We start from the raw sequence: 18,425 nt of genomic DNA on the forward strand, positions 1-18,425 counted from the left end.
CCAGACGAAGAAGGCTTCTCTTGACAGCGGCCATCTACGGACGCCGATATGCAACGACGTCTGGATTAGAGATCGCTGATGTTGCTGACCGTGTTTCTTTGGCTGCTTGCCGCAGTGGTCCTGGCGGCTCTCGCCGTCGTCGGTTTCTTCGTTTTCAAGACACGCCGCATCGTCGCCTGGGTCGAGCGCACCATGCCGCCGGCCGGCAAATTCATCGACATCAAGGGCAACCGTATCCACTATGTCGATGTCGGAGAGGGGCCACCGATCGTTTTCCTGCATGGCCTCGGCGCGCAACTGCACCATTTTACGCATCCGCTGTTCCGGGTGTTCGGGCCGGGTTATCGGCTGATAGCGCTCGACCGGCCGGGTTCCGGCTATTCGACACGCGCCCGCGGCTCGACGGGGCGCTTGCCCGAGCAGGCCGATATCGTCTGCGCCTTCATGGAAAAGCTCGGTCTCGAAAAACCAGTGATCGTCGGCCATTCGCTGGGTGGTGCGGTGGCGCTTGCGATCGCGGTCGAACATCCGCAAGCCATCTCAGGCCTGGTGCTCCTGGCGGCGCTCACCCACAAAGAGGTCGACCTTCGCCCGGAATTCAAGGCGCTGTTCGTCTCTTCACCGCTGAAGCGTTTCATTCTTGCGCATACGGTTTCCGCGCCGGCTGGGCTGAAATACGGCATGAAGACGATGGCGCTGATCTTCGCGCCACATACGCCGCCGCAAAACTACATGACCGAGAATGGTGGCTATATCGGGCTGCGCCCCAGTCACTATTACGCCAGTGCCACCGATTTTGCCGTGATCGAGATGGACCTGCCGCGCCTGTCGGAGCGCTACAGCGAGATCAAGGTGCCGTCCGGACTGCTGTTCGGCGGGGTTGACCCCATCATCACGCTCGCGGTGCAAGGCACGCCGGTCAAGGAGAAGATCGCGGGGCTGGACCTGGAGATCGCCGAAAATCTCGGCCACATGCCTCAATTCATCGGCCCGGAGCAGGTGGCTGCTTTCATCCGTCGTATCGCGGAGCGTGCCTTCGCTAATCGTGTTTCAGCCTGATTTTGGCTGGAACACTTCGGTTGCTCGGCTGTCAGGCAGCAGAATCGTCCCGTACCTCTGTTTCCGGGCGGTCGCGTCCGTCTGCGAGCTCCGAATGCCATTTGCCATCGGCATCCTCATATTCGATGCCATCGGTCTGGCCGGCGATCTGCTGCTCGGAAGACGCAATCCGGGCCGCCTGCAAGGCATCCGAATGGCTCGGAAAGGTTTCCGAATAGGTGTCGCCAACCTTGTAGGCCCACCCCCCATCATGCTCGACGATCTTGTAAGTCAACTTCGTCATGAAAAGCCTCCGGTGACGGCACTCCTTCCAGCCCTGACTTTCCTGCACTTTGAGACGGATTTCAACCTCTTGCGGCCTTAGCCGGCAACTAGAGCGCCGCGCGCCCATTCGGATGCGCAAAGGACGCTCTAGCACTTTGATTTGGCGCATGACGGGTGACGCATGTCACCCCGGGTGACGCATGTCACCCCGGGTGACGCATGTCACCCCGGGTGACGCATGTCACCCCGGGTGGCGCTGGCCGCCCCCACTTTCCGAAAATCGATTCCGATTTTCGGGGTCATGCGCTCGCGGGCCAGCCTCAGCCTTCGTCATGAATCCAGTGCTCCATCGTGGTGACGGAGCGGGCAAGCTGCGGTGCCGGCTGGATCTTCTCGCCGAGGCTCGCGGCTGCGCGCCAACCCCAGCGTGGATCGGCCAGGAATGCCCGCCCAAGGGCCACGATGTCGGCCTTGCCCTCGGCAACGATCGCATCCGCATGCTTCGGATCGGTGATGAGGCCAACGGTCCGCGTGGCGATGCCGACAGCCTTGCGGATCGCTTCGCCGAGATGCACCTGATAGCCTGCGCCGGTCGGCAGTTTCTGCAGCGGAGAATTGCCGCCGCTGGAGCAGCACAGATAGGCAACACCGACGTCCTGCAGCGCTTTCGCCACTTCGATGGCATCCGGCACATCGAAGCCGCCATCCACCCATTCCTTCACCGAAAGCCTGGCACCGAGCATCAGTTTGGGGGCTGCGACTTTCACGGCCCTGGCGACCTCGATCGCGAAGCGCATGCGGTTTTCAAGCGATCCGCCCCAGCGGTCTGTCCGCCGGTTGGAGAGTGGAGAGAGGAACTGGAAGATCAGGTAGCCGTGAGCGGCGTGCAGTTCGAGGAAGTCGAAGCCGGCGCGGTCCGCGCGCCGTGCCGCATCGGCAAAGTGCTGGATGACGCCGAGCACTTCCTCGTCACTGAGTTCGTGCGGCACCTGCCAGCCGTTATCGTAGGCGATGGCTGAGGCCGAGACGATCGGCCAGGGGTCCTGTTCCGGCTTCAACGGACCGCCGCCTTCCCAGGGGCGCTGGCAGGAGGCCTTGCGTCCGGCATGGGCAAGCTGCACGCCGAACTTGGCTCTCGGCAGCGCCACGCGGCGCGCCGCGTCCAGCGTGCGTTTGGCCGCCGCCTCGTTGTGATCCGAATAAAGCCCAAGGCAGCCATGCGAGATGCGACCACGTCGTTCGACATCGGTCATCTCGACCGTGATCATGCCGGCACCCGACATCGCGAGGTTCATCCAATGGTAGAGATGCCAGTCGGTCGCGGAGCCATCGTCGGCCGAATACTGGCACATCGGCGCCACGGCGATGCGGTTCGGCAGGTCGAGGCCATCAAGTGAAATGGGTTGGAAGAGGGCGGCTGTCATGATGGCTCCAGTTCGACGTGGTCTTATCTCTAGTCCAGGCACAGCACTGCCCGCCAGATTGTCGGCAACGCAACCGTTTGGCCCAGCGGGCGGGACATCATTGCGGTCCGACCTGTCGCGCGCTATCCCATCGCATCCCCCAAGACGAGGCAAGCATGGACGACCGCATCCGCATCCTTTCGCAGGAAATCCTTTCCGACGACTGGGCCATTCTGAAAAAGACCACCTTCGACTATCGCCGCCGCGACGGTGTCTGGGAAACGCAGGTGCGCCAGACCTACGATCGTGGCGATGGCGCTGCCATTCTGCCCTTCGATCCCGACCGAGGCACGGTGCTTCTGGTCAAACAGTTCCGCTGGCCAGCCTTTGTCACCGGCCACAAGGAGCCGTTGATCGAGGTTTGTGCCGGCTTGCTCGACAAGAACGATGCAGAAACCTGTATCCGCAAGGAAGCGGAAGAGGAACTGGGCTATCGTCTCGACAACGTGAAGCTTCTGTTCAACCCCTATATGAGCCCGGGCAGCGTCACGGAGCGGCTGTGGCTGTTTGCTGCGCGCTACTCACCCGCGGATCGTATTTCCGAAGGCGGAGGCGCGCCGGACGAGGGCGAGGACATCGAGGTGCTCGAGATGCCGGTCGACGATGCGCTGGCTGCGATCTCGGACGGACGCATCATCGATGCCAAGACAATCTTGTTGCTGCAGCACCTGAAGCTCAATCCTGGCCTGTTCGCCTAGAGCAATTGCGGGAAAACTGCATGGGAGGGCGACACCGGCGCGAGCCTCAAAGTTCGCGCGGGCAACGCTGCTTGCGGCTGGCTTCGATGGCTGCTTCCTGCGCCTGGAGGCGTTCGATATCCGCGGTTCGCCGATCCTTGAGCACGGACACCGCCTTCTGGCCGCCGGGTAGCCAGAACGGGATGCGCGTGTTCGAAATGTTGGCGCGGCTGATCGCGGTCGAGGTCACCCCGGTCGCCAGTTCGCCGAGCGCGACATTGAGCTCGGCACAATTCATCGATGCATATTGCGATGGGTCGACCGATCGCATCGAGCCGCAGCCCGCCAGCAGGAGCAGGCCAAGCAGAAACGCGGTTGCCAAAGGCGTGCGGGCGATCGCTTTCATGAGGACAAGCTAGCAAGGTCGCTCGCGAAAGGGAACGGCTGAACACGTGTCGGAAAAGTGAGGTCGGGGCCTGATCGTCAGACGCTCAGCCCCGATAGAAATTCATCCTCTCGCGCAGGGCGCGCGGTGAAAAGAGATTTTCAGCGGTTTGCCGGGCGTTATGGCCCACGGCGGCCCGCAGGGCCGGATCCGCTCTAAGCACCGCCAGGATTTGGCGGGCTTCCTGGCTTGTCTCGAACAGGTAACCGTTTTCGCCCTGCCTGATGTGATCAGCGTAGCCGCCATGCTTGTGGCAGACCACCGGCAAACCGCATGCCATTGCCTCCAGCACGACACGGCCGAACGTCTCCACATGCGTGCCGCTTCGATAATAAAAGACGTCGAGTGTCGACATGAAGTCGGCCGCGTCGAACAGGCCTTCCGGCAGCAGCTCCAGCTGTGGATGTGGTGCCAACTTGCCCCGAAGAAGCGCTCCGCCCTGGATCCGTACTTTGGCGCCATCTGCGAGCAGGGACTGATAGATCGGCAGGTCATCGGCGTGATGCTTGGCGGCTGAATTGCGGCTCATGCGCCCCACCGTGAAAGGGCGGCCCTCGATGACGGATCGTGGTGCAAACCGCTCGATGTCGATTGGCGAGGGATGTACGACGCCGTCGACCTGCAGCAGACGCTTCTGAAAATCAGAAATCAGCACCATCTCGGCCTTGGGCCAACCCAGAATCTGCGGCATCCGGGTCGTCAGTGCGAGGATTTTCGGATGAAAGGTGTTGAACACATAAATCAACCGGCGTGGGCGCGATATCAGATAGGGCCAAACCTTGCTGCGCCAATGTGCCCCGAGAAAGACATAGGTGCCGCCATTCGGCACATCCCGCGTCAGCGGCGAGGGGCGGCGGATCGGATAGCGGCGCGTCAATTCGTTCGAGGCTCTGGAAGACGTTGCCCAAAGACGGACCTCTGTATCCACATTCAAGTGTCGATACAGTTCCAGTGCCTCCAGGTCGCTGCCGCCAAAGGGGCTCATAAAGCCATTAAACAGGTGGATCATGAAGTGCGCGAGGAGCAACCGGATTGAATTGGTCGAACTGAGGCCTGGGCGCGGGACTCCAGCTATGGTTGATGCAGCAACGGTGCGAGGGCTTCGCGGACACTCTGTTCGATCTCGATCTCGAGCTGGTGCCGTCGCCTGATCTGGGCCCGCTTGTTGGGCTTGTATTCGTCCGGAGAGCGCCGGATCTTCGCCAGCGGGAGCTCGAAGATCGTGGAGCGCACGCGCCTGCCTCCGGATTCTGTCCAGAAGCCATCATAGTCAGCCGCAATCCGGTGGCGTAACGTGATGTCCGATGCAAACACATGGCCTCTGTTGGAGGCGGCAAAAACGCCGGAGAGCTTCAGGCTGCCGGCGACGCTCTGTGCGACGAGCAGGAGCAGGCTCTTGGGCCGCAGGCCGGCCAGGTTCTTGGTCAGGATCCGCGCATCGTCGAGCCCGTGTGCGCCGACAGCTATCGTCTTGAGGGCACCGATCCAGAGGACTGGTCCCGTCCCCTCGATGCGAAGAAGGCGGCTGTCGACGATCGCAATACCCATCTCGACGACAGCCCTGCCATTCCAGGACAGCAGAAGCCGCCACTCGGCTTCGCGATAGAGCCCTTGCTGGCCCGTGAGGTCCACGGAGATGTCGCCTACCGGGCTTTCCAGCGTCAGCAGACGTTTGCCCGTAATGTGGCTCTCGACAAAAGCCTTGCTGTTCAGCAGACGAAACGCAGTCGCGTAATGTCCCACAAGCGCGGCCGTGCGTTGCGCAGGCCGCAGCCCGCTGAGGAGGTAGGAGCGCACCGGTTTGAATGGAATGTCCGGATAGGCCTCGACGATACGGCAGAATGGATCTGCACTGAGTGCGTTTTTGATGGTGGAGATTTCACGCTGGAATATCCGCCGCACGATCGCCTGTTTCGTCGTGCGGATCCATGCGTTCAGCACCCGGCGAGGTGTGGAGTGTCTTCTGCGCGAGAATTTGGCGCGCAGCGGAGCGTCTGAGGCCGTCATGAGGTTTTGCGCTTCCCGCAGCTGAAAATCATTGTGGCGCGCGTCGAGCCGATGCTGCGCAAGGCTGCTATTCTGAAAACATCCGCGTGGAGAGAGCGTGGAGAAACAGTGGAGGACGCGTTCGGATGATCGGAGGATGGCAGCTTTCTGCCACCTCGCTGAGATCATTCATCGTGTGAGCAAGAGGCGGTCGACACAGACGCCTGGGAAAGCATCGGCGTCGCTTGGTGAAAACCGACCGTCGACGACCAGCGCCCGCCGTCGAAATGCACGCCATCGATTTGTTTTGAAAACGATTTATCGCAAATGGTGCGGACGACGGGAATCGAACCCGTACGATCGAGGATCGAGGGATTTTAAGTCCCTTGCGTCTACCAGTTCCGCCACGTCCGCACGCGCAGTCACTTCAAATACTTAGAGGACGTAGTCAACAGATGTTTTGCCTGCCCGGGCGAAACTTGTGAGGAGGGGGCTCAGCAGCAAACCCGTCCCACAACTGCGTCAGAGGCGTGGTCAACGCCTGTTCAGAAGTCTGCGCAATCGCATGGGGAAAGACCGGAACAGGCCTAATGCCAGACTGATGCAAAGCCACTGCACCAGCAGTGCCGCGGCTATGCCGGCTGGCAACCAGATGCCGGTGCGAGAGATGCTGACGCATCCCTCGCAGATAAGATCGAAGGCAAATTTGACGAGCATTTCTGACCGGTGTTCCGTCGAACGTGGGCAAATCGTTGCCAGTGGTTCTTACGTCGTCGTCCGGAGCACGGCAAGTGACGCGTTCGCTGGAGTGTTGCCGCTTTTCACGGAAACGCTCTCAGTTTTGTTTTCACCGCATTTCCGTAACGCCAGGTGATCCCACTTGGCTACAAAATGCTCTTGCAGGACGTCATAGCGCAAATCCACCGAAGCCGGCGACACTCGGCTTCACGGTGATGTATTTGGTGTCTTCAGGTACCAGGATCTTGGAGCGGCGGGCAAAGGCAAGAAACGCATTGCGCGCGATCTGGGGATCCAGTTCTCCGGACTGGGCGGCATTGCACGCCTTCATGGCGATTTCCCAGGTCTTGCTCTCTCCGGTCTTGGCCCATTCGGTGAGGAACTCGACCATATCGCAGAGCGAGGAGATTTCACGTTTGTCGCCAACCTCGGCAGTGACAATGACAGGCTTGAACGCCAGCAAATTGTGCATCGGAAGGCCTTTCTGAAAATGGAGGGAGGCCAAAAACGAACGCTGGCCTCGGCAGGAGAACGCACATGAACGTTCCAGCACGGCTGTGGTTCCGTGCTTAAATCCATCTTCGCTTATATCATGCCTCCAGTCGAGGATTCAGAAAGTCATTGGGTCGAAAGACATCGGCGAAAGCTCGCTGCAATGTTGCTGGCGTCAGTGGATCGAGCATTGGCAGCCGACCCAGGATCCTGATTCTGCCAAGCTCGCCTATGATGCTTGCCGTCTCCGGTTGAGCCTCGCCGACAAAGGCTACGCCGACAACGGGAATTGTGCGGGCACGCAGCGCTTCCAGCGACAGAAGTGTGTGGTTGATGGTGCCAAGCCGGGTGCTCGCGCACAACACCACCGGCAACTTCCAGCGCGCGAAGACGTCGGCGAAGGTAGCGGTGCGGGTCAGTGGTACCAGAACCCCGCCGGCGCCCTCGATGATCAGCGGGCGATCGACTTCTGGTAGCGTCAGGTCTTCGGGGACGATGGTGACCTCGTCGACCGCCGCGGCATGATGTGGCGAGGCCGGCGCCCCCAGCCGCCATCTCTCCGGCAGGATGCGGCTCGGCGGAATTTCGCCGAGCCGCCCTACGGTCTCGCTGTCGGTCTCGCCAGCCAACCCCGCCTGCACGGGTTTCCAGTAGCAAGCTCCCAGCAGCCTGGTCAGCCCCGCCGCGAAGATCGTCTTGCCGATATCGGTGTCGGTGCCGGTGACGACGATGCGCATACTCAAAGGTTGCCAACCGCCTGCGAGGGATGGGAGGTTTGAGAGGACGCACCGTTGATCTGTTGCTGACGATCATCGGTGCCGGCATGGACCGGCTTTTCGGCTGCGCGCATGCCGAGCTTTTTCAGCAATGCGAAATCCTTGTTGCGCTCCGGATTGCCGGTGGTCAGAAGCACGTTGCCGGTGAAGATCGAGTTGGCACCCGCAAGGAAGCATAGCGCCTGCAACTCGTCGCTCATGGCATGGCGGCCGGCTGAAAGCCGAACCACGCTCTCAGGCATGAGAATGCGTGCCAGCGCTATCAGCCGCACGAAAGCGATCGGCTCGACAGGCTGGCTCTTTTCCATCACCGGTGTGCCCTTGACCTCGTTCCACATGTTGATCGGAACGCTTTCCGGGTGTTTCTCCAGCGTCGCCAGGATGACCAGCATCGCGATGCGGTCAGTCATGGTTTCTCCCATGCCGACAATGCCGCCCGAACAGATCTTGATGCCGCCGGCACGGACCAGCGCCAGCGTATCCAGTCTGTCATCAATGGTGCGGGTGGTGGCGATCTCGGGGTAGTATTCCCGCGACGTGTCGATGTTGTGGTTGTAGTAGTCGAGGCCGGCATCGTTCAGGCGTTCGACCTGCAGGGCAGTCAGCATGCCAAGCGTCACGCAGGTTTCCATGCCGAGCGCCCTGACGCCTTCGATCATGGCGCAGACCCGGTCCATGTCGCGGTCTTTCGGGCTGCGCCAGGCAGCCCCCATGCAAAACCGGGTCGCCCCACCGGCCTTGGCGCGCTTTGCGTCCTCGATCACGCGCTCCACTGCCATCAATTTGCTGGCCTTGACGCCGGTGTCGTGATGCGCGCTCTGTGAGCAGTAGCCGCAATCTTCCGGACAGCCGCCGGTTTTGACGCTGAGCAGGCTGGCGGTTTCGACGACGGTTGGGTCGAAGCGGTCGCGGTGCGTGCTCTGTGCCCGATGAAGCAAGTCGGGCAGCGGCAAGCCATAGATCGCTTCCGCTTCGGCCTGTGTCCAGTCGGTGCGCACGGCGCTCGCCTCTTCAAAGGGCGAGCGTGTCGGCATGGAAGACGCACTCACCGACCGATCCTTCCCAGCAGGCGTGCCGGGATCATCGCCGCCCCGGCTGCGACCATGGCGATGTTGATGAGGTCGCCCAGGATGAACGGGGTAAAGCCGAGCGGAACGATATCCTTGACGGGAATATAGAAGCCGAGCCAGGGCAGGCCGGCTGCGTAGGTGACGACGAGACCAGCCAGCATAGCCATGACGCGGCCGAACGTCTGTCTGCCTTCAGCGAGCCAACCGGTCAGCCAGCTGGCGAAGAGATATCCCAACAGATAGCCGCCAGTTGGCCCCATCATGTAGGCAATGCCGATTCCGCGTTCCGGCGAGCCTGAGAATACGGGCACCCCGGCAGCGCCAACCGCCAGAAAGGCGAGGAAGGTGGCTGTCGCCATGCGCGGGCCGGTGGCGATCGCAATGCCCATGACCGCCAGCGTGTACAGCGTCAGCGGCACCGGCCAGAATGGAATGCGCAGCTTGGCGCATAGCGTGATCAGGGCGACGCCCGCGATGATCGTCGCAGCAGTTCTTACCGCCTTGCGCGGCTTGACGCCGCGCAGCGTGAGGGTCTCGCTCATGATGTTCCTTTCTTAAATTATAGATAATCTATGATCTATATCTACATTGAATCCACAAAAGGAAACGAGTCGCAATAGGATTATAGATATTTTTATCCGACAATCGCGAAAGCGTCGCGAATGCCGCCGCTGGCCGACTTCTGGGGGCGGCGGCCGATCCACTGGACGTGGCCGGCCAGCGTGGTGCACGCGGCCTCGATCTGGCCCTTGCGCAAGGCCGATAGAATGGCGCGATGGTCGTGGTCGGTACGCGCTTCCCAGTCCGACTGCCAGGCGGCGAACAGAAAACGGGCGCTGGCGGCGTGGAGGTCGTCGATGGCTGAAAGCAGGCGCGTCATGGCGCAAGGCTCCAGGATAAGTCGATGGAAGCGCCGGTTAGCCTCCTCCCAGGAGCGGACGTCGCGCGAATTGTCGCCAGCCTTGGTGGCTTCTTCGGCAGCATCAAGAATGGCCGGCGTCAGATGCGGCGCGGCATGGCGCAGCGCCAGCACCTCAAGCGCCGCGCGCATTTCCGCCACTTCCTTCACTTCGGCGAGGTCAAAGCTGGCAACACGCACGCCCCGACGCGGTTCGCTCACCGCGAGACCTTGTGCTTCCAGCCGGCGAAAGGCCTCGCGCACGGGAACGTGGCTGGCACCGAACTCCTCGGCGATATGATCCTGCCGCAGCCGCGAGCCGGGTTCGATCTTGCCTGCGATGATGCGATCGGCCAGCGTCTTCGAAATGCGGACCGCGAGAGTGTCTTCTTTTTGTGCGCCCATGTTTCATAGATAATTTGGCGCGCGAGGCTTGTCGATTGGCCGACAGGACAAGAGATACTTCCCTTGCTGGCGTTTCCCCAGGCTTTCTCTCTGGGCAAAAAGAAAGGCAAGGGGCAGGGCACCTTGCCTTGAGATGACGCGGAGACGTAGATCTGCCTTTTTGGCTGGGCTACTCTATTTCCTGGAATTGCTCTAGCGCCGCGCCACCGGCGGCACATAATGCTCGAGTTCCGGTGCCGGGAAGCGAACCGTCTCACCGGTTTCCGCCGATTTGTAGAGGCCCATCATCATCTCCACCACGGCAAGCCCATCGTGGAAGGTTTCCAGCGGGGTCTCGCCCTTGCGGAAACATTCGGTCATGTGGCGGTTTTCGTCGGTATAGCCGTAGACGCCGGCCTCGTCTTCCAGCACCGGCATCAGGCCTTGTTCGGCATTCTGCTTCTCGACCAGGTCTTCGCCCTCCGAACCTTGCACGGCGCGCGACATGAAGATCTTAAGGCCGGTGCCCAGCGAATTGAATTCCATCGCATATTCAGGCCCCAGCAATTCGAGCTGGATGCGCAACCCGGCTCCCACATAGGCCCAGGATGTGGTGGCTTCGATCATCAACTCGTTGCCCGCTTCGTCCTCCAGCGCCACAACCCCGCGCGCGAAGTCTTCTGAAGGGTGGTTGCGATAGTCGACGCCGGAGCCGAAGCGGCGAGCGAGGTCGTCTGCGTAATGCGGCCGGGTCCATTTCAGGTTGGCAACGGTTCCGTTGACCGATTTGACCTTGAGCGAACCTCGCGCTGCGCCGGGAGCCGTCAGCAGATGGCGCGCGACTTCAAGGCTGTGGCACATCATGTCCGACAGCACGCCGCCGCCTTGTTTGTCGCCTTGCCAGAACCAGGCCTCGTGTGGACCGGAATGCTCTTCGGCGGCACGGGCAAGATAGGGGCGGCCGGTGGTCGATGCGGCGCGGCGCCAGATGATTTCCTTGCCGCGGATGACCGGTGTCGCGAACACCTGGTTTTCGAGATAGCCATGGTTCAGCCCGGCCTCCTCGGCCAGCTTCAGCATTTCGCGTGCTTCGGCAACGGTGCGCGCCAGCGGCTTTTCGCAGGCAACCGCGAACACCTTGGATCGGCCGGCCTTTATCTCGGCATGCAGCGTGCGCATGATGTCGAGGCGCGTGTAATTCGGCGACAGGATCCAGACCGCATCGAGCGTGGGGTCGCCAAGCAGGCTTTCCAGGCTGTCGTGGTTCTTGCAGGCGCCGAGACCGAGCTCTTCGGCCAGCTTGACGAAGTGCTCGCGTTTTTCGTTGCTGCGGCTGTAGACGCCGACAACATCGATGTTGCGCACGCCGACCAGCGATTTCAGGTGGAACTGGGCGATGAAGCCCGTCCCCACGAACCCGACGCGCAATCTCTCCTTCGGCAACTGTGCCATGATCGTCCTTCCTGCTTTGTCTTTCAGATTGATTTTGGCCGGGCGGTGGAGCCGCGGATCTGCAGCGTCGTCGGCATTTCCAGCGTCTCCGCTTCGACTTCTTCTCCAGCCAGCACCCGCAGCAACTGCCGCATCGCTTCCTGGCCGATCTCCGCGCGCGGCTGGCGCACCGTCGTCAGCGGTGGATAGTAGGCCTGGCTGAGGAACAGATCGTCGAAACCGACCACGGAAATGTCGCCGGGAACGTCGAGGCCTAACCGGCGCAACTCGTTGATCGCGCCGAAGGCCATTTCGTCGTTGGCGACAAACATCGCGGTTGGCCGGTCCGGTCGCTCGAACAGCTCGCGGCACAAGGCTTCGCCCGAGTGCAGCAGATAGTCGCCGACAGGTTCGTAGCCGTCCGGTATCGCCAATCCTGCAGCGTGCATGGCCTGGCGAAATCCTTCACGACGGCGGACGGCCATGATTTCGGGGATGGGGCCGCAGATATGGGCGATGGCTCGATGACCGAGCCCGATCAGATGTTCGACCGCGCTGCGTGAGGCGCCGACATTGTCGATCTGCACATGGGGCAACCCCATGCCTTCGATCGTTTCCAGTGCCACCACCACAGGCAGGCCCTGTAGATGGGATCGACTCTCTTCGCTCGACCACGGCAGCTTGCCGGTGATCAGGATCATGCCGTCGGCATGGCCATCGCGCAGCATGTCGAAATATTCGACCTCGCGCTCGGCGTTGTTTTCGGTGTTGCCCATCAGCACCGAATAGCCGGCAGCACGAGCGGTCGCTTCGACACCCTTCATGATCTCGAGATAGAAGGGGTTGCCGACATCGCGCACCACCATCAGCACTGCCATCGATTTCTGGGTGCGCAAATTGCGGGCGCTCACATTGGGCCTGTAGTTCAGCATCTGCGCCACTTCGCGAATGCGCGAGAGCGTCGGCTCAGCCACCAGGCCGGTATCGGAAAGCGCGCGCGAGACCGTGGCCGGAGAAACGCCGGCGCGGGCGGCGATGTCCTTGATCTTGGCGGGCCCGGCCATCCTGGTCAGCCTCGCATCGCCTTGGCGCGTCCGTAGAACAGCATCAGCGCCACCAAGGTCGCGCCGAACACCATCTGCCGGCCGGCCTCGTCGATATGGACGGTGGTCAGGATGCTTTGGAGCAGAACCAGGAGGATCGCACCGGCCATCGTGCCGGTATAGCCGCCCTTGCCGCCGGAGAGCGGGGTGCCGCCCAGCACCACAGCGATGATCGAAGGCAGCATGTATTGTTCGCCGACATTGGCGAAGGAAGATCCGGAATAGCCCAGCAGGCACATGCCGGCGATGGCTGCGAAAACGCCGGACAGCATGAACAACGCGACGCGGACCGTCTTGACCGGCACCCCGGCCATGAAGGCGGCCTGCTCGTTGGAGCCTATGGCGTAGACGCGATAGCCGAAGACCGTGCGGCGCAGCAGGAATGCCATGGCGAGCCCGATCAGCAGCCATAGCCAGATGATGCCCGGCAGGCCGAGCAGGAACGGTTTGACGACGAAATCGGACAGACCCGGCGCAGCGCGGCCGGATGGGATGCCATTGCGGATCACCACCAGCAGGCCCTGCAGCACGCCGAGCATGCCGAGCGTCATTACCAGTGGCGGGATGCGCAGCAGCGTCACTCCGACACCGTTGATGAGGCCGAACAAGGCGCCGACCACGATGCAGACGAGGATGGCTGGCAGGATGCCGCCATCGGCACCGTTCATGACATTGCCGGCCAGGATCGCCGCCAGCGAGACGACACCCCCGACCGAGAGGTCGATGCCCTCGCGTCCGCCCAGTATGACGAGATTCTGGCCAGCCGCGACGATGCCGAGCAAGGCAGCAACGATCAGCAGCCTCAGGATCTGGCCGGGTGACGCGAAGCCCGGCGACAGCCATTCGCCGACGGCAAGCAGCAGCACGATCAGGATCAGCGCCACCACGAGCGGCTTCTTCAGGAACGCCAGAACGGCATTCCCTGTGGTTTTAGAGGAGAGGGCGTCGGTGCTCATGCCCGTGCTCCGCGGCTGACGAGGATGCCTGTCATCAAGGCCAGGAGGATGGCGAGACCCTGTACGAAGTTCTGCCATTCCGAAGGCGTGCCGACGAAGAAAACCAGCGCATTGATGAGGCCGATGATGAGTGCGCCGACCAACGACCCTGTCACCGTGCCGAAGCCGCCGGCCAGTGCCGAACCGCCGAGCACGACGGCGGCGACCGAATAGAGCGTCATCTTGCCGCCGACCAGCGGATCGCCGCTTGCAGTGTCGCCGGTGATGCAGAGTGCGGCGAGCGCCGCGAACAGGCCGCAGAAAACGTAACCTTTGATGCGGATCGCGGTCACCGGCAAGCCGCTCTGGAACGCCGCCTGCTGATCGTCACCGACAGCCAGCATCTGCGTGGTCAAACGCAAGCGCATCAATATGGCGAGCAGGATTGCGACCGCGGCGACGGCAAAAAAGACAAAGGGGATGCCGAAGAAACGACCGCCATAGGTCGTCCAGTAGGCTTCGGGCGCCGGTGTGCCGGCCACAGGCAAGACGGTAAGTGCGAGGCCGGTGAAGAAGATGGAGGTCGCGAAGGTGGCGACGATCGCCTGCAATCTCAGGCCCGCCACGACGATGCCGTTGATCAGCCCGCAAGCGAGCCCGATCAGGGCGCCGACAAGGCAGGCAGCAATGACAGTGAGACCGTCACCGCCCCATTTCTGCATCAGCACGATCACCGAGACATTGACCAAGGATACAATGCTGCCCGCCGACAGGTCGATGTCGCCCGAAAAGACGACATAGGTCTGCGCCACGGCCAGCATCATCAGCGCCAGGTAGGTCGAGACGAGTCCGGTCGTCGAACGGAAGCTCAAGCTGCGCGGCTCGAAGATGCCGTTGAGCGCCAGAAGCAGGATGAGGATGATCAGTGCCGGCAGAAAAGGGTAGCGGCGGATCAGACGTCCAAGGCCAGTACCGGTCTGGGTTGCTGCGTTGCTCATCAGGCAGCCTCATATGCAGCATGGTAGAGATTGTAGCGGGTTCGATCGTCGCCCTGCAGTTCGCGGGTCACGACGCCCGAATTGAAGACCAGGATACGATCGGCGTTGGTGAGCAATTCGGCATCCTCCGAAGAATACAGCACGATGCCCATGCCCTCAGCCGCCAGGGAGCGGATGAGCTGGAAAAGGTCCGACTTCGCGGCAAGGTCGATACCCTTGGTCGGGTCGTCGAGCAGCAGGATTGCAGGCCGGTCGATCAGCCAGCGTGCGATCACCACCTTTTGCTGGTTGCCGCCGGACAGCGAATTCACCGGCTGGCCGATATCCCGGAATTTGGTCTTCAGCGCCTTCAGCGGTCCATCGGCCAGCGCAGAGAGGACGCCGGGACGGGCAAGCTGCAGCCTGTTGCGCAGGAAATGGATCGGCGTGACGTTTTCCAGGATCGGCCGGCCAGTCAAGGCGCCGTCGCGGCCGCGATCGCCGGAGACATAGGCAATGCCATTGCGGATGGCCTCGGCCGGCGTGCGTGCGGCGCAGGCCCTGCCGCTCACCTCGATCGTGCCGGTATTGTGGGGCAGGGCCCCGAAAATAGCGCGTAGGACCGAGGATTGACCTTGGCCATGCAGTCCGCCGAAGCCCAGAATCTCACCCTTGCCGACGGTGAAGGAAACATCGCGGAAGCCGGAGCCGCCGAGATTGGCAACCAACAGCATGGGCTCGCCGGCGGCAGCCGGTACAGGCGGCTTGCTTTCGGCCGACAGCGCCTCGCGTTCGCCCACCATCTGGCGGATCACTTCATCGGCGTTCGTCTCGGCGATGGCGGAAGTGGCGACGGTGGCGCCGTCGCGTATGACCGTGACCCGGTCGCCGATCGAGAAGATCTCGTCCATGCGGTGCGAGATGAACACCATGGCGCGGCCTTCCTGTTTCAGGCGGCGCAGAATCTCGAAGAAACGATCGACCTGGGCGCGGTCGAGCGCGGAGGTCGGTTCGTCGAAAATGAGGATAGGGGCCTCGCTGGCAAGAGCCTTCATGATCTCGACCAACTGGCGCTGGTCGGCGCGCAATCTGTCCACCGTGACATCGGCGGCAAAGCCTTCGCCGGCGACGTCCTGGAATTGCGCAATGATCCGGGCCGTCCGAGCCTCGAGTTCGGAACGATCGACAAAGATGCCACCCTTCACCGGCATTGCCGGCAGCAGGATGTTCTCAGCCACGGTGCGGCGGGCTGCCAGGCTGAGCTCCTGGTAGAAGATGCCGATGCCGAGCGCGCGCGCCGCGCGCGGTCCGTCGATGGTGACCGGCTTGCCGTCCAGCAGCACTTCGCCGGCATCCGGCCTCACGCTGCCGGCGACGATCTTGCACAGCGTGCTTTTGCCCGATCCGTTCGAGCCGATCAGCACATGCACTTCGCCAGGTTTGAGATGCAGGTCGCCGCGGCTTAGCGCAACTGTTGCGCCATAGGCCTTGCGCGCGCCGCGAACGATGAGTTCGGACATCGAAGCCGTCCCTTCGGCAGCCGGTTTTTACCCCGGATTGTCAGCTTACTTGAAAAGTCGTCCCGGATCCGCCCGGAGCACAGCTGCCGGGCGGAGGTCCTGAGACCTGTTATTTGAAGAGCTTTTCAGCGTCTTCGATCGAGAGCTGGCTGGTGAAGGAGTAGTAGCCGGGCTTGCCGTCCACGGCTTTCGCTGCGTCATCGAGGCTCTTGTTGTCGATGAAAGGGATCGGCAGGTACATGGCGTTGCCGTACTGGCCGGCAGCCGCAGGTTCCTTCAATTCCTTGCCCTGAAGCATCAGCACCGCGACATTGAGTGCGCTGGCCATGACCCCGGGTGGGTTCACCGAGGCGCCGGAATTCAGCTTGTCCTTCTTCCACAGGTCGATGAAGTCCTTGCGGATTTCACCGGTCGCGGCGATCGAGGACTGCTTGTTGGCGTCGATGATCGACTTCCATGCGCCGGCAGCCATGCCATCCTGCACCCAGACGCCGGTGATGTCCGGGTAAGTGGCAAGCAGGTTCTGCATGGCCTGCTGGCCCTGTGCCTGATCCCAGTTGGCGTTCACCTCGTTGACGATCTTGATGTCGGGATATTGGCCGAACACTTCCTTGTAGCCGGAAACGCGCATCTCGTTGGCGGGATGACCGGCAACGCCGTTGATCGCCACGACATTGCCCTTGCCGCCAAGCGTCTCGGCCAGCCATTTGGCGCCGGCGGCGCCCCAGGCCTTCTGGTCGATGCCGACATAGGTGGCATCCTTGGAAGACACTTCCGAATCCGTGGCGATGACCAGAATGCCGGCGTCCTTGGCCTGCTTGAAGATCGGGTCGAATGCGGTCGGGCTGTTCGGATTGATGATAATGGCGTTGACGCCCTGGCTCATGAAATTGCGCACCTGCGCGATCTGGCCGGGCACGTCGACATTGGCGCTCTGCACCACGACCTCGACATTGACGCCCTTATCCTTCCAGGCAGCAGCAGCGGCCTGGGCCTCCTCGATCATCTGCGTGCGCCATTCCGAGCCGACCCAGCCATTGGAAAGGCCGATCTTGAAATCCGCTGCGTAGGTGGAAAATGCCGACGCGGCCAGCGCGGTGGTGGCCGTCAAAGCCAATACGATCGCTTTCTTCATTATTGATCCTCCCTGAGTGCGACAACGGCAAGGTTATCAGGAATGAAATCGATTTCAATAGCGATTTCACGGCATTTCAGTGCGAATTTCGTCATCTGAAAGCGAAAATGAGGACGAGGTGTCCGGCCAAACCCGATGGGTTGGCGTTGCGTCTTACTTCGCGTCGATGAAGTCGAGCACGGCCTTGTTGTATTCGTCCGGAGCCTGCAGCATCGCGAAATGGCTGGCGTTGGGCAGGATGATCTCGGTCGCGCCGGGGATCATCTTGGCCATGGCGTCGGTGTGTTCGCGCTTGATCGCCTCATCATGGTCGCCGGCAACGACGGCGATCGGCGTGGTGATCCTGGCGAGCTGTTCCTTGTTCCAGCTCGGCTGAGTTTCCCACATCTTGCTGATCTGGCCGACGAAAGCGTCGTACTGGTCGGGCGTCTTGGACAGCTTCTTGTAGTCGCGGCCGGAGCGTTCGATGTATGCGGCGAAGGTCTTGTTGGTCAGCACGCCCGGATCGACGCCGTCGGTGCTGACATTGGCGGCCTGCGCAAAGACGCGCGTCAACCGGTCGGGATGGTTCATCGCGAGGTCGATGCCGATGATGCCGCCATCGCTCCAGCCCACCAAAGCGGTTTTGTCGATCTTGAGGTGGTCGAGCAAGGCGACGTAGTCGGACGCCATCAGATCATAGCCGAAGGGCTCTTCCGTGCGGGTCGAGCGGCCGTGCCCGCGGCTGTCGGCGACGATCACCTTGTGCGTCTTGGCCAACTCCGCCACCTGGCTCGACCAGATGTCGGCGTGGCCGAGACCGCCATGGATCAGCAGGGCCGGGGTGCCTTTGCCATAGACGGCGTAATACATCTGGATGCCGTTGACGGGAGCGTAGCCGCTGTCATCGGCCTTGGGCATCGGCACCGGTTCGGGCAGGGTCTGCCAGCGTTCCTCGGCATTGGCGGCACCTGCAAACAGCAGCAGGGCGGCAACGGTCAGGGCGGTCCACAAACGCGACATCGGGCGATCCTCCGGAAGGGAAGGCGGGATGAACCGCCTTCCCTTCCGGAAAGTCAACAGCGATGACGGT

At 61.9% G+C, this 18,425-nt stretch carries 19 protein-coding genes and 1 tRNA gene; 2 read left to right on the forward strand and 18 right to left on the reverse strand.

Going from position 1 to position 18,425, the window contains the following annotated elements; genetic code table 11:
• The first annotated feature begins 78 nt into the window (after nt 1-78).
• Nucleotides 79-1,059: an alpha/beta fold hydrolase gene (locus tag AC3WTO_RS04885; protein WP_492459553.1), complete on the forward strand. Its 981-nt coding sequence runs from the start codon at nt 79-81 to the stop codon at nt 1,057-1,059.
• 31 nt (nt 1,060-1,090) lie between these two features.
• On the opposite strand, the gene AC3WTO_RS04890 is transcribed toward AC3WTO_RS04885, so the two are convergent.
• Together AC3WTO_RS04890 and AC3WTO_RS04895 are read right to left on the reverse strand one after the other, a co-directional pair.
• On the reverse strand, nt 1,091-1,342 hold the full coding sequence (locus AC3WTO_RS04890; RefSeq protein ID WP_492459554.1) for a DUF2188 domain-containing protein: 252 nt from the start codon (nt 1,340-1,342) through the stop codon (nt 1,091-1,093).
• Nucleotides 1,343-1,643: 301 nt separating this feature from the next.
• A complete protein-coding gene (locus tag AC3WTO_RS04895; RefSeq protein ID WP_492459555.1) occupies nt 1,644-2,747 on the reverse strand; it encodes an NADH:flavin oxidoreductase/NADH oxidase in 1,104 nt (367 codons plus the stop codon).
• A gap of 155 nt (nt 2,748-2,902) precedes the next feature.
• Here AC3WTO_RS04895 and AC3WTO_RS04900 point away from each other — a divergent pair, with 155 nt between their 5' ends.
• Nucleotides 2,903-3,484 (forward strand): NUDIX domain-containing protein, encoded by a 582-nt coding sequence (locus AC3WTO_RS04900; protein ID WP_492459556.1) that lies wholly within the window; start codon nt 2,903-2,905, stop codon nt 3,482-3,484.
• A 46-nt stretch (nt 3,485-3,530) separates the two neighbouring features.
• Here the strand turns inward: AC3WTO_RS04900 and AC3WTO_RS04905 are convergent, their stop codons facing one another.
• The 16 genes from AC3WTO_RS04905 to AC3WTO_RS04980 form a co-directional block, all read right to left on the reverse strand.
• Nucleotides 3,531-3,869 (reverse strand): hypothetical protein, encoded by a 339-nt coding sequence (locus tag AC3WTO_RS04905; protein WP_492459557.1) that lies wholly within the window; start codon nt 3,867-3,869, stop codon nt 3,531-3,533.
• A gap of 85 nt (nt 3,870-3,954) precedes the next feature.
• A complete protein-coding gene (locus tag AC3WTO_RS04910) occupies nt 3,955-4,917 on the reverse strand; it encodes a glycosyltransferase family 4 protein (RefSeq protein ID WP_492459558.1) in 963 nt (320 codons plus the stop codon).
• A gap of 62 nt (nt 4,918-4,979) precedes the next feature.
• Entirely contained in the window at nt 4,980-6,083 is a 1,104-nt protein-coding gene (locus AC3WTO_RS04915; RefSeq protein WP_492459559.1) for a DUF535 family protein, read from the reverse strand.
• A gap of 139 nt (nt 6,084-6,222) precedes the next feature.
• Nucleotides 6,223-6,308, reverse strand: a tRNA-Leu gene (locus AC3WTO_RS04920).
• A 493-nt stretch (nt 6,309-6,801) separates the two neighbouring features.
• The gene (locus AC3WTO_RS04925; protein ID WP_492459560.1) at nt 6,802-7,104 is read right to left on the reverse strand and encodes a DUF982 domain-containing protein; all 303 of its coding nucleotides are present in this window, start codon (nt 7,102-7,104) and stop codon (nt 6,802-6,804) included.
• A 118-nt stretch (nt 7,105-7,222) separates the two neighbouring features.
• Nucleotides 7,223-7,861 carry a dethiobiotin synthase gene (bioD, locus tag AC3WTO_RS04930; RefSeq protein WP_492460036.1) on the reverse strand — a complete coding sequence of 213 codons (639 nt, stop codon included), beginning with the start codon at nt 7,859-7,861 and terminating at the stop codon, nt 7,223-7,225.
• Between the two features lie 2 nt (nt 7,862-7,863).
• Nucleotides 7,864-8,934, reverse strand: coding sequence for a biotin synthase BioB (bioB, locus tag AC3WTO_RS04935; RefSeq protein ID WP_492460037.1), 1,071 nt, complete (start codon nt 8,932-8,934; stop codon nt 7,864-7,866).
• An 11-nt stretch (nt 8,935-8,945) separates the two neighbouring features.
• Nucleotides 8,946-9,512: a biotin transporter BioY gene (locus tag AC3WTO_RS04940; RefSeq protein ID WP_492459561.1), complete on the reverse strand. Its 567-nt coding sequence runs from the start codon at nt 9,510-9,512 to the stop codon at nt 8,946-8,948.
• A gap of 92 nt (nt 9,513-9,604) precedes the next feature.
• The gene (locus AC3WTO_RS04945) at nt 9,605-10,273 is read right to left on the reverse strand and encodes a GntR family transcriptional regulator (protein WP_492459562.1); all 669 of its coding nucleotides are present in this window, start codon (nt 10,271-10,273) and stop codon (nt 9,605-9,607) included.
• 192 nt (nt 10,274-10,465) lie between these two features.
• Nucleotides 10,466-11,704, reverse strand: coding sequence for a Gfo/Idh/MocA family protein (locus tag AC3WTO_RS04950; protein WP_492459563.1), 1,239 nt, complete (start codon nt 11,702-11,704; stop codon nt 10,466-10,468).
• 23 nt (nt 11,705-11,727) lie between these two features.
• Nucleotides 11,728-12,747: a LacI family DNA-binding transcriptional regulator gene (locus tag AC3WTO_RS04955; RefSeq protein ID WP_492459564.1), complete on the reverse strand. Its 1,020-nt coding sequence runs from the start codon at nt 12,745-12,747 to the stop codon at nt 11,728-11,730.
• Between the two features lie 5 nt (nt 12,748-12,752).
• Nucleotides 12,753-13,742 carry an ABC transporter permease gene (locus tag AC3WTO_RS04960; RefSeq protein ID WP_492459565.1) on the reverse strand — a complete coding sequence of 330 codons (990 nt, stop codon included), beginning with the start codon at nt 13,740-13,742 and terminating at the stop codon, nt 12,753-12,755.
• Nucleotides 13,739-14,719 (reverse strand): ABC transporter permease, encoded by a 981-nt coding sequence (locus tag AC3WTO_RS04965; protein ID WP_492459566.1) that lies wholly within the window; start codon nt 14,717-14,719, stop codon nt 13,739-13,741. Before AC3WTO_RS04965 ends, AC3WTO_RS04960 begins: the two co-directional genes overlap by 4 nt.
• Nucleotides 14,719-16,218, reverse strand: coding sequence for a sugar ABC transporter ATP-binding protein (locus AC3WTO_RS04970; protein ID WP_492459567.1), 1,500 nt, complete (start codon nt 16,216-16,218; stop codon nt 14,719-14,721). Before AC3WTO_RS04970 ends, AC3WTO_RS04965 begins: the two co-directional genes overlap by 1 nt.
• 109 nt (nt 16,219-16,327) lie before the next feature.
• A complete protein-coding gene (locus AC3WTO_RS04975; protein ID WP_492459568.1) occupies nt 16,328-17,353 on the reverse strand; it encodes an ABC transporter substrate-binding protein in 1,026 nt (341 codons plus the stop codon).
• A 153-nt stretch (nt 17,354-17,506) separates the two neighbouring features.
• Entirely contained in the window at nt 17,507-18,355 is an 849-nt protein-coding gene (locus AC3WTO_RS04980; protein ID WP_492459569.1) for an alpha/beta fold hydrolase, read from the reverse strand.
• Nucleotides 18,356-18,425 lie beyond the last annotated feature (70 nt).

It is taken from the genome of Mesorhizobium sp. EU05-FHT14A09 (assembly GCF_058790995.1).

Excerpts from the sequence above, each read along its gene's own strand:
- AC3WTO_RS04885 (WP_492459553.1), top strand. The coding sequence starts at position 79 with ATGTTGCTGACCGTGTTTCTTTGGCTGCTTGCCGCAGTGGTCCTGGCG.
- AC3WTO_RS04890 (WP_492459554.1), bottom strand. The coding sequence starts at position 1,342 with ATGACGAAGTTGACTTACAAGATCGTCGAGCATGATGGGGGGTGGGCC.
- AC3WTO_RS04895 (WP_492459555.1), bottom strand. The coding sequence starts at position 2,747 with ATGACAGCCGCCCTCTTCCAACCCATTTCACTTGATGGCCTCGACCTG.
- AC3WTO_RS04900 (WP_492459556.1), top strand. The coding sequence starts at position 2,903 with ATGGACGACCGCATCCGCATCCTTTCGCAGGAAATCCTTTCCGACGAC.
- AC3WTO_RS04905 (WP_492459557.1), bottom strand. The coding sequence starts at position 3,869 with ATGAAAGCGATCGCCCGCACGCCTTTGGCAACCGCGTTTCTGCTTGGC.
- AC3WTO_RS04910 (WP_492459558.1), bottom strand. The coding sequence starts at position 4,917 with ATGATCCACCTGTTTAATGGCTTTATGAGCCCCTTTGGCGGCAGCGAC.
- AC3WTO_RS04915 (WP_492459559.1), bottom strand. The coding sequence starts at position 6,083 with ATGATCTCAGCGAGGTGGCAGAAAGCTGCCATCCTCCGATCATCCGAA.
- AC3WTO_RS04925 (WP_492459560.1), bottom strand. The coding sequence starts at position 7,104 with ATGCACAATTTGCTGGCGTTCAAGCCTGTCATTGTCACTGCCGAGGTT.
- bioD (WP_492460036.1), bottom strand. The coding sequence starts at position 7,861 with ATGCGCATCGTCGTCACCGGCACCGACACCGATATCGGCAAGACGATC.
- bioB (WP_492460037.1), bottom strand. The coding sequence starts at position 8,934 with ATGCCGACACGCTCGCCCTTTGAAGAGGCGAGCGCCGTGCGCACCGAC.
- AC3WTO_RS04940 (WP_492459561.1), bottom strand. The coding sequence starts at position 9,512 with ATGAGCGAGACCCTCACGCTGCGCGGCGTCAAGCCGCGCAAGGCGGTA.
- AC3WTO_RS04945 (WP_492459562.1), bottom strand. The coding sequence starts at position 10,273 with ATGGGCGCACAAAAAGAAGACACTCTCGCGGTCCGCATTTCGAAGACG.
- AC3WTO_RS04950 (WP_492459563.1), bottom strand. The coding sequence starts at position 11,704 with ATGGCACAGTTGCCGAAGGAGAGATTGCGCGTCGGGTTCGTGGGGACG.
- AC3WTO_RS04955 (WP_492459564.1), bottom strand. The coding sequence starts at position 12,747 with ATGGCCGGGCCCGCCAAGATCAAGGACATCGCCGCCCGCGCCGGCGTT.
- AC3WTO_RS04960 (WP_492459565.1), bottom strand. The coding sequence starts at position 13,742 with ATGAGCACCGACGCCCTCTCCTCTAAAACCACAGGGAATGCCGTTCTG.
- AC3WTO_RS04965 (WP_492459566.1), bottom strand. The coding sequence starts at position 14,719 with ATGAGCAACGCAGCAACCCAGACCGGTACTGGCCTTGGACGTCTGATC.
- AC3WTO_RS04970 (WP_492459567.1), bottom strand. The coding sequence starts at position 16,218 with ATGTCCGAACTCATCGTTCGCGGCGCGCGCAAGGCCTATGGCGCAACA.
- AC3WTO_RS04975 (WP_492459568.1), bottom strand. The coding sequence starts at position 17,353 with ATGAAGAAAGCGATCGTATTGGCTTTGACGGCCACCACCGCGCTGGCC.
- AC3WTO_RS04980 (WP_492459569.1), bottom strand. The coding sequence starts at position 18,355 with ATGTCGCGTTTGTGGACCGCCCTGACCGTTGCCGCCCTGCTGCTGTTT.